At 67.0% G+C, this 16,487-nt stretch carries 12 protein-coding genes and 1 pseudogene; 3 read left to right on the top strand and 10 right to left on the bottom strand.

The window, feature by feature from the left end:
* Positions 1 to 37: 37 nt before the first annotated feature.
* The 4 genes from CYU89_RS11975 to CYU89_RS11960 all read right to left on the bottom strand — a co-directional run bounded on the left by CYU89_RS11975 (position 38) and on the right by CYU89_RS11960 (position 5,441).
* Positions 38 to 943: an alpha/beta fold hydrolase gene (locus tag CYU89_RS11975; RefSeq protein WP_296281299.1), complete on the bottom strand. Its 906-nt coding sequence runs from the start codon at positions 941 to 943 to the stop codon at positions 38 to 40.
* Between the two features lie 67 nt (positions 944 to 1,010).
* Positions 1,011 to 2,027 carry a 3-oxoacyl-ACP synthase III gene (locus CYU89_RS11970; protein ID WP_296281297.1) on the bottom strand — a complete coding sequence of 339 codons (1,017 nt, stop codon included), beginning with the start codon at positions 2,025 to 2,027 and terminating at the stop codon, positions 1,011 to 1,013.
* Between the two features lie 123 nt (positions 2,028 to 2,150).
* The gene (locus CYU89_RS11965) at positions 2,151 to 2,468 is read right to left on the bottom strand and encodes a DUF4156 domain-containing protein (protein ID WP_296281295.1); all 318 of its coding nucleotides are present in this window, start codon (positions 2,466 to 2,468) and stop codon (positions 2,151 to 2,153) included.
* A 105-nt stretch (positions 2,469 to 2,573) separates the two neighbouring features.
* The gene (locus CYU89_RS11960) at positions 2,574 to 5,441 is read right to left on the bottom strand and encodes a pitrilysin family protein (RefSeq protein WP_296281293.1); all 2,868 of its coding nucleotides are present in this window, start codon (positions 5,439 to 5,441) and stop codon (positions 2,574 to 2,576) included.
* Positions 5,442 to 5,561: 120 nt separating this feature from the next.
* On the opposite strand from CYU89_RS11960, the gene CYU89_RS11955 reads away from it, so the two are divergent.
* From CYU89_RS11955 to trmL, 3 genes are all read left to right on the top strand, one after another.
* Positions 5,562 to 6,266, top strand: a complete 705-nt coding sequence (locus tag CYU89_RS11955; RefSeq protein WP_296281291.1) for an SDR family oxidoreductase — start codon at positions 5,562 to 5,564, stop codon at positions 6,264 to 6,266.
* 391 nt (positions 6,267 to 6,657) lie between these two features.
* Positions 6,658 to 7,044, top strand: coding sequence for a hypothetical protein (locus CYU89_RS11950; protein ID WP_296281289.1), 387 nt, complete (start codon positions 6,658 to 6,660; stop codon positions 7,042 to 7,044).
* 101 nt (positions 7,045 to 7,145) lie between these two features.
* Positions 7,146 to 7,625 carry a tRNA (uridine(34)/cytosine(34)/5-carboxymethylaminomethyluridine(34)-2'-O)-methyltransferase TrmL gene (gene trmL / locus CYU89_RS11945; RefSeq protein ID WP_296281288.1) on the top strand — a complete coding sequence of 160 codons (480 nt, stop codon included), beginning with the start codon at positions 7,146 to 7,148 and terminating at the stop codon, positions 7,623 to 7,625.
* Between the two features lie 181 nt (positions 7,626 to 7,806).
* On the opposite strand, the gene CYU89_RS11940 is transcribed toward trmL, so the two are convergent.
* The 6 genes and pseudogenes from CYU89_RS11940 to CYU89_RS11915 all read right to left on the bottom strand — a co-directional run.
* Entirely contained in the window at positions 7,807 to 9,072 is a 1,266-nt protein-coding gene (locus CYU89_RS11940) for an FAD-dependent oxidoreductase (protein WP_296281287.1), read from the bottom strand.
* On the bottom strand, positions 9,069 to 9,776 hold the full coding sequence (locus CYU89_RS11935; RefSeq protein ID WP_296281286.1) for a M15 family metallopeptidase: 708 nt from the start codon (positions 9,774 to 9,776) through the stop codon (positions 9,069 to 9,071). The genes CYU89_RS11940 and CYU89_RS11935 overlap by 4 nt, the downstream gene beginning before the upstream one ends.
* Before the next feature lies 1 nt (position 9,777).
* Positions 9,778 to 11,328, bottom strand: coding sequence for a serine hydrolase (locus tag CYU89_RS11930; protein WP_296281285.1), 1,551 nt, complete (start codon positions 11,326 to 11,328; stop codon positions 9,778 to 9,780).
* Positions 11,329 to 11,437: 109 nt separating this feature from the next.
* Positions 11,438 to 14,332: a TonB-dependent receptor gene (locus tag CYU89_RS11925; RefSeq protein ID WP_296281284.1), complete on the bottom strand. Its 2,895-nt coding sequence runs from the start codon at positions 14,330 to 14,332 to the stop codon at positions 11,438 to 11,440.
* A gap of 375 nt (positions 14,333 to 14,707) precedes the next feature.
* On the bottom strand, positions 14,708 to 15,463 hold the full coding sequence (locus CYU89_RS11920) for an N-acetylmuramoyl-L-alanine amidase (RefSeq protein WP_296281283.1): 756 nt from the start codon (positions 15,461 to 15,463) through the stop codon (positions 14,708 to 14,710).
* Between the two features lie 116 nt (positions 15,464 to 15,579).
* Positions 15,580 to 16,487 (bottom strand): annotated as a pseudogene (locus CYU89_RS11915) (energy transducer TonB); the annotation flags it as partial.

Here is a 16,487-nt window from a genome sequence, read left to right as displayed (position 1 = left end):
TTCGGCACCTTCTCCCCGCTGTCGCAGGGAGAAGGAATCAGGTTAATGGATGACGATCCAGGAAGTCGCGGATCAGCGGCACCAGGATCTCGTGCTTGTCTTCCAGCACGTAGTGGCCGGCGTCTTCGTACGCGTGCACCTCCGCGTCCGGCAACGCGGCGCGGAAACCGTCGAGGAAGTGCTTGTCGAACACGAAGTCCTTCAAGCCCCAGCCCAGGAACGCGGGCCGGTCGGCGAACGACGGCAGCGCCTTGCCGGCGGCTTCCAGCAGCGGCCACGCCTTGTCCTCCGGACCGAGCGGGATGTCCTGCATGAAGCGGATCGTGGCGATGCGGTTGGCCCAGGTGTCGTACGGGGCCACGTAGGCGCGGCGCACGTCGGCGGGCATGCGGCGTTCGACGCCGATCCATGACGCGCCGGCGGAGAAGGCGTTGAAGCCGCGGATGATCCACTCGCCGATCGTCCAGTCGCGGCCGAGCCCGATCTGCCAGGGCATCGCCTTCGCGGCGGGCATCGGGAATGCGGCGGTGTTGGTGACCACCAGGCGCTTCACCTGCGCGGCGTGCGAGAGCGCCCAACCGAAACCGATCATGCCGCCCCAGTCGTGCACGGCCAGCGTCACCGGGCCGGTGATGCCGAGGTGGCGCAGCAGCGCGGCGACGTCGTCCACGCGCGACTGCAGGGTGTAGTCATAGCGGCTGTCGTCGGGCTTGTCCGAAAGGCCCATGCCGATGTGGTCGGGCACGATGCAGCGATAGCGCTTGCCGGAAGCGGGGTCCGACAGCCCCGCCACAAGCGTGCGCCAGTAATAGCTCCACGACGGATTGCCGTGCAGCATCACCACCACCTCGCCGTCGCGCGGGCCTTCGTCGAGGTAGTTCATCGACAGGCCCGGGCGGACCTCGAAGCGCTTCGGATGGGAGGGATAGCCGGGAAGGTTCATCGCGCGTGGCCGCCGTCAAAGAAAAGGGCCGGCGAACCGGCCCCTGGAATGCGAATGCCGGGTGGGATTACCACTCCACCTCGGCCATCGTGCAGTTCAGGCCCGAGCCGATGCCGAGCAGTGCGATGCGGTCGCCCTTCTTCAGCTTGCCCAGTTCCTTCAGCTTGCTCAGCACGATCGGCACGCTGGCCGGGCCGATGTTGCCGTGCTCGGTGAAGATGGTCATGACCTTCTTCGGGTCGATGCCGAAGGACTTCACGAACGCCTGCGTGTGCGGGCGGCTGACCTGGTGGATGACGAACTGGTCCAGTTCGTCCACGGCCCAGCCCAGCGCGACCTTGGCGGCGGCGAAGGTCTTGGTGGCCAGCTTCATGCCCTCGATCAGCAGCATGCGGGTGTCGGTGACCATGCGGTCCAGGTTGCCGCGGCAGAGCTTGTTCCACTCGGTCGCCGAGCGGGTCACGCCGCCCTTGTAGCGCGGGGCTTCCGGAGCCAGCGCGCGGCGCGTCAGCACCATCGCCACGGCACCGCAGCCCAGCGTCAGCGCAGCCAGTTCGTCGCGGAACTGCTGCTCGGTCACGTCGGGGGCGTTGAGGCGCTCGATGGTCTTCTCGTAGACCAGGTTGGCGGTTTCGCCGTCGACGACCAGGGCGTAGTCGATCTCGTCGCGCTCCAGCATGCGCGCGGCGATGTCCATGCCATTGATGAAGGCCAGGCAGGCATTGGCGACGTCGAAGGTCTGGCAGTGGTCGCCCACGCCGAGGTTGCCGCAGACGATGCTGGCCGTGGACGGTTCCAGGTAATCGCGGCTGACGGAGGTGTTGACCACCAGGCCGACCTTGTCGGCGCCGATGCCGGCGTCGGCCAACGCCTTCTTCGCCGCCATCGTGGCAGCGTCGGACGCCTGGGTGTCGTCGTCCCACAGGCGGCGCGCATGCACGCCGGCCACGTCGTTCAGCACGTCGGTCTTGATGCCCAGGCGGTCGAGCGTGGGCTGCAGCCGGGCGTTGATTTCGGCGGACGTCAGCGTGTGCGGCGCATCGATGTGCGCCAGTCCCGCGATGGAGACATTCTTGAAGAGCATCGAGGTTAGCGCCAAGGCTCAGGCGAGGGGGCCGACAAGGGTAACGGCTTCGGGCCTTCACCGCATCTTTACGACCCGGAGGAGCCAACGCTGCCGGCCCTCAATTGTGACTCAGTTCACACTTCATCGGCCGCAGCGATAGGCCGCGAACCGCTGCTCGCCATTCGACGGATCGCCCAGCGGCTGCAGCGTGTCGGCCTGAACGCCGGGCGCTTCGTTGCGGGCGAGGGTCTCCAGTTCGTCGCGCACGCGCAGGGCATTGCGCTCGTAAAAGGCCACGTTGCCCGGCACTTTCACGGTGATCTCGCTGCGCTTCTCGCAGCCTGCGGGCGCGGCGCCGGCGGACAGCACGCGGACGTTCTTCGCGTTCGGGGCCAGATGCACCCAGGTGCAGGCGGAGAGCAGCACGGTGGAGGCGGCGGCAAGCAGGACAAAACGCATGAGGGTCACCTTGGGCGAGGGTCGGGTCATTCTGGCCGATGCCGGATGAATCTATCCGGGTCGTGCGCCGCCCCTCGGCGACCGGGGCGGCGCAGACCGGGGGGCTTACTTCTTCTTGACATTGCCGTCGGCGTCCAGCTCGACGGCATCGCCCAACTGCAGCGCGCGGACCGACTCGCCCACCTTGGACAGGTCGCCCACGACCACCCAGGTCAGCGACGACGGCGACAGCGTGGCCGCCGCCTTCGCGACATCGACGGCCCCGATGGCTTCGTTGCGGGCCTTGTACTGCACGATGTAGTCGTCCGGACGTCCATACCGCTGGTTGGAGGCGATCTGGGCCAGCACCGCCGAGGCGGTCTCGTACGCGCCCGGAAGCTCCAGGGTGTTGGCGGCGCGGATCTTGGCGATCTCTTCCGGCTTGGCCGGCGCCTGGCCGGTGGCGAACTGGCTGATCTCCTTCTGCAGTTCCTTCATCGAATCGGCGGTGCGGTCGCTCTGCACCGCCGCGCTCGCCCACCACGGACGCTGGCCGAGGGTGTTGCGCGCACCACTGTAGGAGCCGTAGGCCCAGTGCTTGTCTTCGCGCAGGTTCATGTTGAGGCGCGAGCTGAACTGGCCGCCCAGCACGCCGTTGGCGAAGTCGAAATCGATGGTGCCCGCATCACCGGTCGGCGGCACCAGTTGTGCGGCATAGACGTTGGACTGGATGGCGCCCGGCTGGTCGATCAGGAACACGCGTGCCTTGGCCGCGTTGGCGACCGTCGGTACGGCGGCGAGCTTCGGCGCATTGGGGGCGGCCTTCCAGTCGCCCAGGCGCGCTTCCAGCAGCGGCACGATCTCGGCCAGCGTGGTGTCGCCGACGATGGTGATGCGTGCCTGCGACGGCTGCAGCCAGTCGCGGTGGAACGCCGCCAGGTCGTCGCGGCTCAGCGAGGCGATGGAAGCCTCCGTGCCCGAACCGGTGAACGGAATGGCATAGGGATGCCCGGCGCCGTAAAGCAGCGGCGGCAGCGTGCGCAGCGCGGCGGTCTGCGGGCGTGCCTTCTCCTGTTTGATGCCGGCGATCCAGGTCGCGCGCACGCGCTCGATTTCCGCCGGGTCGAAGGTCGGGCGGCGCAGCACGTCGGCCAGCAGGTCCAGCGACGGCGCCAGCTTGTCGGTCAACGCGGACAGGCCGACCGAGGCCGAATCCAGGCCGGCGCCCGTGGTCAGTTCCGCACCCAGCGCTTCCTTGCGGGCGGCGAACGCAAGGGCGCCGTACTGGCCAGCGCCTTCGTCCATCATCTGCATCGCGAAGCTGGCGGTACCGAGCTTCTTGCCGACGTCGGCGGCGTAACCCCCGGGGAATTCGACATTGATCTGCACCACCGGCGTCTCATGACGCTCGGCCAGCGTGACCTGCATGCCGTTGGACAGCGTGGCGCGCTGCACGGCCGGGAACTTCAGGTCGGGGAAGGTGGTGGTCTTCGGCACACCGGTGCTGCGATCGACGTCGGTCTTCACCGTCTTGAACTTCGGGTCGACCTTGGGCGCGGCGGCCGGCGTGGTGGCGGGCGCCGCGAACACGGTTTCCGGAAGGGCCGAAGCCGGCGTTTCGCTGGGCTGCACGAGAATGGTGTGCGAACCGCCGCTCAGCCACTTCTTCGCCGCGGCCTGCACCTCGGCCGGCGTGGCGCTCGCGTAGATGGCGAGGTCTTCCTTGTAGCAATCGGGCTTGCTCTGGTAGACGGCGCACGATGCCAGCACGTCGGACTTGCCGCCGAAACCGCCGATGCGCTCGATGCCGCGCACGAAGCTGGCCACGCCGGAGACCCGGGCGCGCTCGAGCTCCTCCGCCGTCGGACCCTGGGTGATCAGCCGCTTCAGTTCCTCGTCCAGCGCCGCCTCGACCTTGGCCGGGTCCACGCCCTCCTTCACCGTGGACATCAAAAAGAAGGTGCCGCTGATCTCGCTGCTCCACTGGTACGCGCTCGCCTGGTCGGCGATCTTCTCGCCGTGCACCAGGCGCGTGTCGAAGCGCGAGGCCGCGCTGCCGCCCAGCACCTGCGCGAACAGGTCGAGCAGCACGGCGTCCCTCGTGCCCATTTCAGCGACCGGCCAGGCGCGATAGACGCGGACCTGCGGCACGCGGTCGGGAATGGTTTCGCGGGTGTCCTTGGCGTGGGTGGGAATGTTGGTCTTCATGTCCGCCAGCGTGGCGCTGGCCGGGATGTCGCCGAAGTAACGCGTGACCTTTTCCTTGGCGGTGGCGACGTCGATGTCGCCGGCCAGCACCAGCACGGCGTTGTTCGGGCCGTACCAGCTGCGGAACCAGGTCTTCACGTCGTCCAGCGTGGCCGCGTCCAGGTCGGCCATCGAGCCGATGGTCTGCCAGCTGTAGGGATGTCCGGCCGGATAGAGCGCCTCGAACATGCGCGCGCTGATGCGACGGCCGTAGGGCTGGTTCTCACCCTGGCGCTTCTCGTTCTGCACCACGCCACGCTGCTCGTCGAGCGCCTTCTGGTCGATCGCGCCCAGCAGGTGGCCCATGCGATCGGATTCCATCCACAGCGCCATGTCCAGCGCGGTGGTCGGCACGTTCTGGAAGTAGTTGGTGCGGTCCTGGTTGGTGGTGCCGTTCTGGTCGGTGGCGCCGACCAGCTCGAACGGGGTGAAGAACTCGCCGGCGTGGTTCTCGCTGCCCTGGAACATCAGATGCTCGAACAGGTGGGCGAAGCCGGTGCGGCCGGGCGTCTCGTTCTTGCTGCCCACGTGGTACCAGATGTTCACCGCCACGATCGGCGCTTTGCGGTCGGTGTGCACGATCACCCGCAGGCCGTTGGGCAGCGTGAACTCCTCGTAGGGGATCACGATGTCCGCGCCGGCGGCCGGCTTCGCATAGGAAGGCGCGGGCGCGTAGGCCAGGCCCCCGAGGGCGGCGGACAGAGCGACGGCGAGCAAGGCGGCGCGGGGCCGACGGTAGAGGGACATGGACACTCCTGTTTATACGGTATGGACCTGCAGAATCCGCGATGCTAGCCGCCGGCCGTCGTCATTACACTAGGCCACAAGCCATGACCAATGGCAGGGGAACCCCCTCGAGGAGGCGCCATGGACCGCAAGCACTGCCTGATTACCGGCGCCAACCGGGGACTGGGGTTGGAGCTGGTGATCCAGCTGTTGGCCCGGCAGCGGCACGTGGTGGCGACCTGTCGCCACCCCGGCAAGGCGACGGCGCTCAACCGCCTGGCCGGCGAGCATCCCGGCCGCCTGCACGTGATGCCGCTGGATGTCGCCGATGCGCGCAGCCGCGACGCGCTGTTGCGCGAGTTGCCCCTGGTGACCGACGACGATCCGCTGCACCTGCTGATCAACAACGCCGGCGTGCTGCGCGGCGGCGAACGTTTCGGGCAGGTCGCCGCCACCGACCTGGACGCGAGCTTCCACACGCATGCGGCCGGACCTTTCCTGTTGACGCAGGCGCTGGCGCCGCGGCTGGCCGACGGTGCCGTGGTGGCGAACATCTCGTCCGAGATCGGCTCGAACGCCTTGCGCCAGGAATTCCGCACGCCCAGCTACGCCATCGGCAAGGCGGCGCAGAACATGGTGACGTCCCTGCTATCGCAGGCCTTGGCCCCACGCGGCATCAAGGTCGTGGCTCTGCACCCCGGCTGGGTGCGCACCGACATGGGCGGCGACAGCGCGCAGCTGTCAGCGGCGGAATCCGCCAGCGGCCTGCTGCAGGTGATCGACCATCTCACCGCCGAGCAAAGTGGACGCTTCCTTGATTGGCAGGGCGACCCCCTCCCCTGGTGAAACTGAACGTTGACTCCGCAAGTTCGCGGGCGACGCAACGATTCCTAGTTGAACGGCATCCAAACCCTTACGTACCGGAATGACCGGGCGTGGGGCGAAGCAGCGTGTTCGCAGTCACAACGAACAACGCCGCCCGTCTTGGCTTACGCAGGACGGACACTGGACGGACAGTCTTCCGGACAGCGGACGCGCAGGAAGCACTCGGAACACTTGATGGATCAATGACTTACGTTTGGCATGGTTTCTGCGATACCTACAACAAACTCGCGCAGCACCTGCTCAACCTGACTGAAGCCTGAACGAAACTCACAAAACGAAAAGTTTTGCTTGATCGCTCTGTCTAGGTGTACTACCTTACTACCACACCACCCAACAACATCACTACAGAGGCATGACAATGAACGCCAAGAACCTCCTCCCCCTGACCGCCGCCGCCGTGTTCGCCCTGTGCGCCGGTGCCATGGTCGTTTCCGCCAGCCACGCCGACAACCGCCAGACCGCCGCCACCGACATGGCCCGCATCGTGGACCTGCCGACCGTGACGGTCGCCCCGGATGCCGCCGACTTGGCCCACTACAACACCTACAAGGACACCAAGATTGTCGACCTCGCCACCATCACCGTAACGCCGGCCGCCGAAGACCTGGCCCAGTTCGTCGCCCAGCAGGCCGTGCGCGTGGTCGACATGCCGGTGGTCACCGTGCGTCCGTCGGCCGAGGACATGCAGCAGATCGCGGTGCAGGCCGGTGCACTGGCCAGCCAGCTGGCTTCGCGCTGATACGCAGGCGATACACGTTCCACCTGCGTCATCACGCAAGCCGGCGGCGGCCGGAGCTCCACCGCCAATGAGGCCATGCAGCGCCGCGTAGAATGCGCGCCATGACCGATACCCTGGACATCGACGTCCTGCTGTACCAGCCGGAAATTCCCCCGAATACCGGCAATGCCATCCGCCTCTGCGCGAACACCGGCGCGCGGCTGCACCTGATCGAACCGCTCGGGTTCGCATTGGAAGACAAGCAGCTCAAGCGCGCCGGCCTGGACTACCACGAATACGCCACGCTGCAGGTACACGCGTCGCTCGACGCCGCCCTGCAGCGTATCCGTCCTGCACGCCTGTTCGCCCTGAGCACCCGCGGCACCGTCCGCCACGACCAGCCGGCCTATGGGCCTGGCGATGCCTTCCTGTTCGGGCCGGAAACCCGCGGCCTGCCGCAGGACGTCCTGGAAGGCGTGCCGGGGGACCAGCGCATCCGCCTGCCGATGCGACCGGACAACCGCAGCCTCAACCTGTCCAACACCGTGGCCGTGGTGGTGTTCGAGGCGTGGCGACAGGCGGGATTCGTCGGCGGCGCGTAGTCATTGCCCTTCTGTAAGAGCGACGTCAGTCGTGACCGCACGCGTGAACCGCCGACGCACTTCCATCAGGCAACCTCTGCGGCGAGACACTGGCGCTCGCGACATCAAATCGCCTTGATCGCGAATCCGTGGGTCTGACGATCTGCGGTCGCGACTGACGTCGCTCCTACAAGTGGATCGGCTACCCGAACCGCGCCAGCGCATAGGGCGCCAGCGGTATCTCCGTCGCCTCGCCGGCCATCATCTGATCCAGCAGCTTGCCCGTGACCGGTCCTTGGGTCAGGCCGAGGTGGCCGTGGCCGGTGGCGACGAAGACGTCTTCCCCCGGCACGCGGTCGATGATCGGCAACGAATCGGGCGTGCAGGGGCGATTGCCGGCCCACTCGGACACCGGTTCGCCCGCGATACCGGGAAACAGCGTGCGCGCCTCGGGGTCGAGCCGGCGGATCAGCGCGTAGTGCGGATCGCGACCCAGCGCGGTCAGCTCCTTGATGCTGGTCATCCGGATGCCTTCCTGCATCGGCGACACCACCATGTAGCGCTCCGCCCACAAGGTGGGACGGCGCACTACCGTTTGCGCCTGCGGGTACATCAGGTGGTACCCGCGCGCGGGAATCACGGGAATCTTCAGCCCGAACGGGCGCAGCAACGCATTGCTCCACGCGCCGGCAGCGACCACCACCCGGCCGGCATGCACAGGCCCCAGGTCGGTATCGATCCGATAGCCCCCGCCCTGGCGCGCCACGCCCGACACGCGGGCGATCAGCGACGTCGCACCACGCGCGACCAGGTCATCGAACAGCCGCCTGCAGAACGCCCCCGGGTCACGCATCGCCAATGACTCGCGCTGGAACACCGCGCGCCGGAATCCCGACCCGATGCCCGGTTCCAGGTCGCGCAACTGGGCGGCATCCAGCACATCGAACACGACGCCACGTTCACGCATCAGTCCGCGTTCCCATTCACCCTTCGCGAACGTCGCCTCCTCGCTGTACACGTGCAGATAGCCGGTGTGCGCGATCAACTCGCTGGCGTGGATCCGTTCTCCGAGCTCCAGCCACGCGCTGCGCGATGCCGTGTTGATGGCGCCCAGCGCATCGATGATGGGCAACACGTGCTGCAACCGGCCCTGGTTGAGGAACTGCAGCAGCCAGCGCGCGTACGACGGGCTGACGCCCCAGTCCAGCTTCAGCGGCGCCAGCGGATTGGCCAGCATGCGCAGCGCCTTGGTGACGATGCCCGGCGTCGACTGCGGCATCACGTTGCCGACCGAGATGGAGCCGGCGTTGCCGAACGATGTCTCGCCCGCCGGCCCCTTGGCATCGATCAGCACGCACGACAGCCCGCGATCCAGCAGATGGTGCGCCGTCGACAGGCCGACGATGCCGCTGCCGATCACCGCGACATCGGCGGCCATCGGCGAGGGGGAAGAGGGGGAAGCACTCATTGGATCGGGACGTCGTAGGCAGTTCGCGGGGTGGGTTCGGGACGGAAGGTGAAGTGCCACCACTCCATCGCATAGTTCTGGAAGCCATGGCGGGCCATGGCCTGCACCAGCCGCTCGCGGTTGCGGCGCTGGTCGTCGTTGATGGACGGATGCGCGGTGTTGGCGCGCGGATCGAAGAAGTCGAACGGCGTGCCCATGTCGAGTTCGACGCACGCGTCACCGTCGCATCGCACCAGCGTCAGATCGAGCGTCGCGCCACGGCTGTGCCCGGATGTCTCCGCGATGTAGCCATCCAGCAGGCTGTCCTTCTCGAGATTCGGGTAATAACCCGCCTTGGTGCGCTGGTCGGACGGATCGCGCGCCCAGCGGACGAAGTGCTGCACCGCGCGTACCGGGCGATAGCAGTCGAACACCTTCAGCGACAGGCCTTCGCTCTGGAAGTCCTGTTGCACGCGTGCCAGTGCCTGCGCGACCGGCGCAAGCAACAGGCACTTCGGTGCGTCGTAACCGGTGACGGGCGTGCCGACGAAGTTGTTCGTGCCGGCGTAGCGGATGTCCTGCGCCAGTCCGGGCACGACGCTGGCCGCGTCGACCAGGCCCGCCTGCGACGCGTCGCGCGCGCGAGACACTTCTACCACCGGCGATGACGCGCACGCGCTCAACCAGGGAAGCACGCACGCCAGCAGCAGCCAGGCACGACCCATGTCATCGCCCTCCGTCGCACGACGCCGTGCGGACGAACGCGAGGTCCTGGTAGTCGTAGCTGAAATCGGCGTCGGGGTCGACATGGCTCAGCGTCAACGTGGCGACGCCGTCCGACGCGGTGCCGAAGTGCAGCCACGGCTCCGCGTCCACGCTCTCGTCATCCCAGTCCACCAGCCATCGTGTGCCGACCCGCATGACCGTGCCCGTCAGCATCGGCGAACGCTCGGATGCGAACCGGACCTGCCCGCGATCCAGGCACAGCGCGACCTTGCCGAACCATGGATCCTGGTAATGGCCCGTCCAGTCGTCCAAGCTCCGGGCTCCGGCGGGGACGCGATGCCGCGTGTCAGGCTTTGGTCTGGCGGCCCGCTCGCCTGCACGCTCGTGATCCAGCAGACCGGCGTAGTACGCCACCGTGGGCATCGACTGCGGATCGGTGAAGTGCTTGGTCAGTACCTGCCCCAGTACCGTGCGCGCGGCTTCGCCTTCGCCGTTGATGAGGATGACGATCCCCGTGCGCTGGTCGGGCAGCAGGATGACGGACGAGTACATGCCGGCCAGCGTGCCGGTGTGCGCGACCTTCCACGCCCCGTCCACGTCCGACAGGCGCCAGCCATAGCCATAGGCCGAGACATGGGTATTGTCCCACGCGCGCATGCGCGCGCTCACCGGCATGGGCATGTGCGCGGTCCACACGGCCTTGCGCTGTACCGGCGACAGCCACACGGGCGCCGCATCCGGCGACAACCACATGCGCATCCACGCCAGCATGTCATCGAGGCTGCAGCGGATGCCGCCGGCCGCCATCGACGTGACGTTGGGGACGATGTCGCCGTCCTCGCGGATGACACGGTTGCCCTGCGGCGTGCGCATGTGCGGTTGCGCCACGTTGCCGACTTCGGTCCGGTTCCATTCGCCCACCTGGCAGCGCGACAGGCCGAGCGGCTCGAACAGTTCGCGCTTCACCAGTTCCTCGTACGACGCACCGCCTGCGGCGGCCGCGACCTCACCCGCCACGACGTACAGCAGGTTGTCGTAGGCATATTCGGCGCGAAAGCTGTGCGTGGGCTTCAGATGTTGCAGGCCTGCAATGATGTCGGCGCGGGTGAAGCGGTTCGGTTCGGGCCACAGCATCAGGTCGCCGGCACCCAGGCCCAGGCCGCTGTTGTGGATCAGCAGGTCCCGCACCTGCATCTGCTGCGTGACCCACGGGTCGTGCATGCGGAACTGCGGCAGGTGCTTGATGACCGGGTCGTCCCACTTCAGCCTGCCGGCATCGACCAGGCGCGCGAGCACGCCCGCCGTCATCGCCTTGCTGTTGGACGCGATCTTGAACAGCGTGTCATTGTCGATCTTCCCGCCGCCACCGGCCTCCCGTTCGCCGAGCGTGCGGGTGTAGACGATGTCGCCATCGCGGATGACGCCCACCGCCAATCCGGGCAGCCGGTATCGCTCGAAGGTCTGTTCCACCGCGATGTCGAAGGCATCGTTGGCGGGTGCCGCATGTGCGACGGGCGCCAGCAGCGCAAGGCAGACAAGGACGTGCTTCATGGCGTGATTCGGGTTCCGCGTTACCGCAGGCCTCGCATCCTGCAAACAGGGGGGCCGCCGCCGGTTGCCGGCGGCGGCCCCGATACCATCGATCCGGGCGCGGATCAGGTCAGTCGAACTTGTACTCGACCATCAGCGCGAACGAGCGGCCGCGCGGATCCGCGACGCGCGGCTCCCACGCGGCGCCGGACGCGAAGTCGTTCTGGTGCGCGGTGAACGGCGGATCCTCGTTCAGCACGTTGCGCATCACGAAGGTGAGCTTGGTGTTCTCGATACCCGTCCATGTCAGGCTGTAGTTGTACGTGATGTAGTCGTCGACGTTCGGGTTCCAGTCCTCGGGCACGTAGCTGCCATTGGCGACGCTGACCGGCAGTTCGTCCTTGTAGCCGTCGCGATAGACCTGGGTCAGGGTATGCGCCCAGTCGCCCTTGGCCCAGTTGAAGCCCAGCGTGTGCTTCCACTTCAGCGGCAGGCTGTAGTAGCGGACGTACTTGCCGACCAGGTTGTTGCCGTAGGGCGAGGTTTCCAGGGCTTTTTCCTGGAAGCTGTCGATGTAGCTGCCGTTGAGGTTGATGCGCCATATGCCGCCGGCCAGTTCGCCGGTCAGGTTGGCGTCGAGCTCGATGCCGCTGATCAGCGTGCCGCCGGAATTGATGAAGCGGCGATCGATCGCGATGACCTCGCCCGACGCATCGCGGATCCAGTTGGCCGTGAACAGATCGTAGTTGGCGATCAGCGTCGCCTGGTTGGGCACGCGGATCGTGTTGGTCCGTTCGATTTCCCACCAGTCCAGGCTCATGTTGAAGTTGCCGGTCGGCGCGAACACCAGGCCGAAGCTCTTCTGCTTGGACTCCTCGGGTTTCAGGTCGGACTTGCCGCCGGTCAGGATGTCCGGCTGGATCGCTTCGCAACCGGGCACGGCCGGGTTGGCCACGCCGCCGGGGCAGCTGGCCGGGTCGGCCAGATCGAAGCCCGTGTACGGACTTTCGGTGACGCCGCTGAAGAGCTTGGTGAACTCGGGCACCTTGAAGCCGGTGCTGTACGCGCCGCGGAACGCCAGCGCATCGATCGGCTGCCACTTGAAGGAGTACTTCGGGTTCACCGTGCTGCCGAAACCGTCGTAATCGTCACGGCGCACGGCCAGGCTCAGCTCCAGGCTGTCGACGACCGGCAGGAAGGCTTCCGCATAGACCGCTTTCACGTCGCGCGTCACCTTCGGCATGTTGTTCGCCGCATCGAACGGCGCGCCGAAGATGTAGCTGTTGTCCAGCGTGATGCCTTCTTCGACCGAGCCGAACTCGAACTCCTCGCGGCGCAGGTCGATGCCGACCGCCGCCTGGACTTCGCCGCCCCAGAGGTTGAAGCCCAGGCCGCCGGAGAACGCAGCGTCCAGCGTGGTGACCGTGGACTCGCCGCCGTACAGGCGCGTGCCCGCCGCCGACGCGGCCTGCAGCATCGCGATGCCTTCGGCGCGCTGCTCCTGCCCGGGCATCAGGAAGGGGTTGAGCATGCCGCTGCCCAGCGCGGCCTTGAAGGCGGGAGTGAAGTAGTAGCCCGTGCCGAGGACCGATTCGGCCTCGCTGGAGGCGCGCGACAACCCAACGTCGTAGTCCCACGTGCCGATGCTGCCCTCGACGCCCGCCAGCAGGCGGTATGCCTTGGTGGTCGTCTCGATCTGGCGGGGCCCGCAGACCTCGCAGCGCCAGCGGTAGGCGATGCGGTTGCCGTACACGAGGTTGGCCGTGCCGAAGTAGTTGGCCAGCGCGTTGTAGATCATGTTGTAGGTGGCCAGCGCCTGCGCATCGTTGGGCAGGTACGGGAACCACGTGCTCGGGCCGAGCGCCGATGCCGCCGTCGAGGCGCTCGACGTGATCTGCTGGGCTTCGAACTGGCGGTTGGATTCGGTGCGCGAGCCCATCGCTTCGACGTAGAACTGGTGGTTGTCGCTGATCTTGAAGCTGGCCCGGCCCAGCGCCTGCAGGCTCTCCTGCGGCTGCTGCATGACCTGCGCGGCCGGGTAATCCCAGGCGCACGCATAGCGCGAATTGGCGACGCCCCACAGCTGGTAGGCGTACGGCCCCATCATGTCGCCGCCGGCCTCGCATCCGGGCCCACCCGGCAGGTTGAGCGTGTTGACCAGCGCCTGGTTGGGACCACCGGCCGGATTCACCAGCGTTCCGTTGATGAGGCCGCCGGCGATGTTCGACACGGTGGCGAAGGGCGTGCCGCGCGTGTCGGGCGACAGGCCACGCTCGGGCTGGAAGGTGTTGGAGAAATCGCGGTCGGTGCCGAGCAGGATCTCGTTCTTGCGGTAGTTCAGGGTGCCCCACGCGTTCCACCCGTCGGCATCGATGTCGCCCCACCCGCCGAGCACGCTGGCGGTGTAGACGTTGCCGCCGCCCTCCTGGGTGACGTCGACGCCGGCATTTAGCGTGATGCCGCGGTAGTCGCTGCGGGTAATGAAGTTGATGACGCCGCCGATCGCATCGGTACCGTAGACCGCCGAGGCGCCATCGCGCAGCACTTCCACCCGGTCGATCGCCGCGAAGGGGATCGAGTTGAGGTCGACCGCCTGGCCACGCAGGCCGTGCGTCGCGACGCGGCGACCGTTCAACAGCACCAGCGTGGCATCGGCGCCCTGGCCGCGCAGGTTGGCGCCGGAAACGCCGTTGTTGCCGCGCAGGTCGGCCGGCGCGATGCCGGCGTTCGCCGCCAGGCTGTCCGAGCCGTTGCTGGCGATGTTGAGGAACTGCAGCAGCTGTTCGGCGGAGGTGATGCCCTGGGCTTCGATCTCCGCCTTCTGGATGATGGTGATGGGCAGCGCCGCCTCGACGTCGGTCCGCTTGATGCGCGAGCCGGTGACGGAAACGGTTTCCAGCGTGCGTGCCTCGCCCTGCGTCGCAGATGCCGCCTCCTGCGCGAGTCCCACGCCGGGTACGGCGAGCCCCAGCACGATGGCGACGGCGAGATGGCGGGGCGTGAGCGGGCGGGAGCGAGAGGGCATGCGGAATCTCCTGGAGGTAAGAACGCGGCGATACGTGGCCGATACGATGCCTGCGGTGCGTGGTGCACGCCGCCCGGGGAAATCGGCGCACGGCCCCGCCCTGTCCGGGCGCATCGCCGCGCTGTTGCCGTCATTCCCCGCGCGTATGGATCCCCATGCGTGCCACCCGGCGCGTCCGGTTCCGGCGACGCAGCGCAGGCATTGCCTGTTGGTTCGGTTACTGCGCCGGCACCCCGCCGGTTACTGCGTTGCCGGATCCGAACATTCTCCGGCGGGACAACACGAAAACCCCTTTCATGGCGGTGTAGCACGCGCCCCGCGATGAGTCAATAAATTATTCTTGATCAGCGAAAAAACTGACTTGAATATTCCTGTTCATTGGGCGAACGGAGTGGCGGTCAATGCGTGCAGGATGCGCAGGTCTTCGGCGTCGAGTTCGCTGCCCTCCATGCCGCGGAAACGATGATGGAAGGCGCGCACGGTGTCGCCCCGGTTGTCGATGGAATAGCCGATGGCCTGCAGCGCCAGCCAGGGGTCGAAACCGGGCGGCGGTTCGCCCGCACGGGCCGCGGGCCACAGGCCGAAACCGGCGTCGTGCAGGCGCTTCCACGGGAACAGCGGGCCAGGATCGATCTTTCGCGACGGCGCCAGGTCAGAATGGCCGATGACCTGCGTGGGGGGAATGCGCAGGCGCGTGGTCAGGTCGCGCAGCAGAACGATAAGGCTGTCGATCTGCGCATCGGGAAACGGGCTCTTGCCGTCGTTGTCGATCTCGATGCCGATCGACGCATTGTTGACGTCGGTGATCGCGCCCCAGCGACCCGCACCGGCATGCCAGGCGCGTCGGGTATCGCTCACCAGCTGATAGACCTTGCCGTCCTTGCCGAGCAGGTAGTGGGAACTCACGCGTCCCCCGCTGTTGCGGCTGCGCAGGGTGTCCAGCGACTGTTCCACCGAATCCTGTTCCGTGTAGTGCAGCACGATCACCACCGGTCGGCGCTCGTCGAAATTCTTCGACGGCACCCACGTGGCGAGCGGATTGCGCGGGCCGGAATGGGCGCAGGCGCCGAGGACGAGGACCAACGCGGCCAGGAGGGCGGTTCTGCACGCGAACGTGACGCGCTTCGTCATGGGAGACACCTCGGGAAGCAGCCGTGCATAGGAATAGCACGGCACGGAAAAGAAAAGGCCTGCCGCGAACGGCAGGCCACGGGAGAGACACACGCCGGATCGCATGCGCTGTGCAGTCAGAACGTCCAGGTCACCACGAGCTGGGTGTAGCGCGGCGCCTGCCAGACCGTTCCCTGGCCGAAGTGCGGAAGCTGCACGCCAGGCTGCGCCTCGTAACGCGAGTGCACGTTGACGACGGTCTGGTTGTTGAACAGGTTGTACACGGACAGCCGTGCCTTCAGGTCGATGCCCTCCACCGGCAGCGTCCAGGTGACGTTCGCGCCCACGTCGGTGACCCACGGCATGCGGCCGAATGCGCCGCGCTCCGAATACGTCAGCTGGCGCGTCGCCCAGTTGGCGCAGTTGTTCGTGGGCGACGAATAGCACAGCCAGCCCGAGCCACCGCCGCTGAACTCGCCGGGGCCGCCCGCCGCACGGTTGTCGTCAGGCCACACCACGCCGAACGCCGTGATCGGCCCACCGGACCGCGTTGAGAGCGTGGCGCCGAAGCTCCACTGCTCGTTCAACTTGTAACTGCCGCGCAGCTTGATCTGGTGGCGGAAGTCGTTGAACAGCACGCCATAGCGCTCGTTGACCGCCGGATGATCGTAGTACTGCACCAGGTTGGTATCCGCGTAGCCGGTGTCCGAATTGACCGGCCCTTCGATGTTGCCCTCGGACTTCGACCACAGGTAGCTGGCGTTGAACGCCCACTTGTCGTCCCACGCGCGGTCCAGCTGGAATTCCACCGCCTTGTAGGTCCGGCGGGGCTTCTTGTAGCCCATGATGTTGCCGCTGCCGCTGGCGATGTAGCCGTCCTGCGAGGAATCGAACTGCACCCAGTCCTCGGTATCGGGACACCACAGGGTGGTGCTCTCGCCCGGATTGATGATCGGCCAGTCGCCGGAGTACCACGGGCAACCCGCGACGTGGTTGATGCGCGCATCCTCCACCGCCCGTGTGACCTTGCGATACGTCGCATTGA

Source organism: Pseudoxanthomonas sp., assembly GCF_002863005.1.
Lineage (GTDB): Bacteria > Pseudomonadota > Gammaproteobacteria > Xanthomonadales > Xanthomonadaceae > Pseudoxanthomonas_A.
This window is presented reverse-complemented; position numbering and strand designations above follow the sequence as displayed.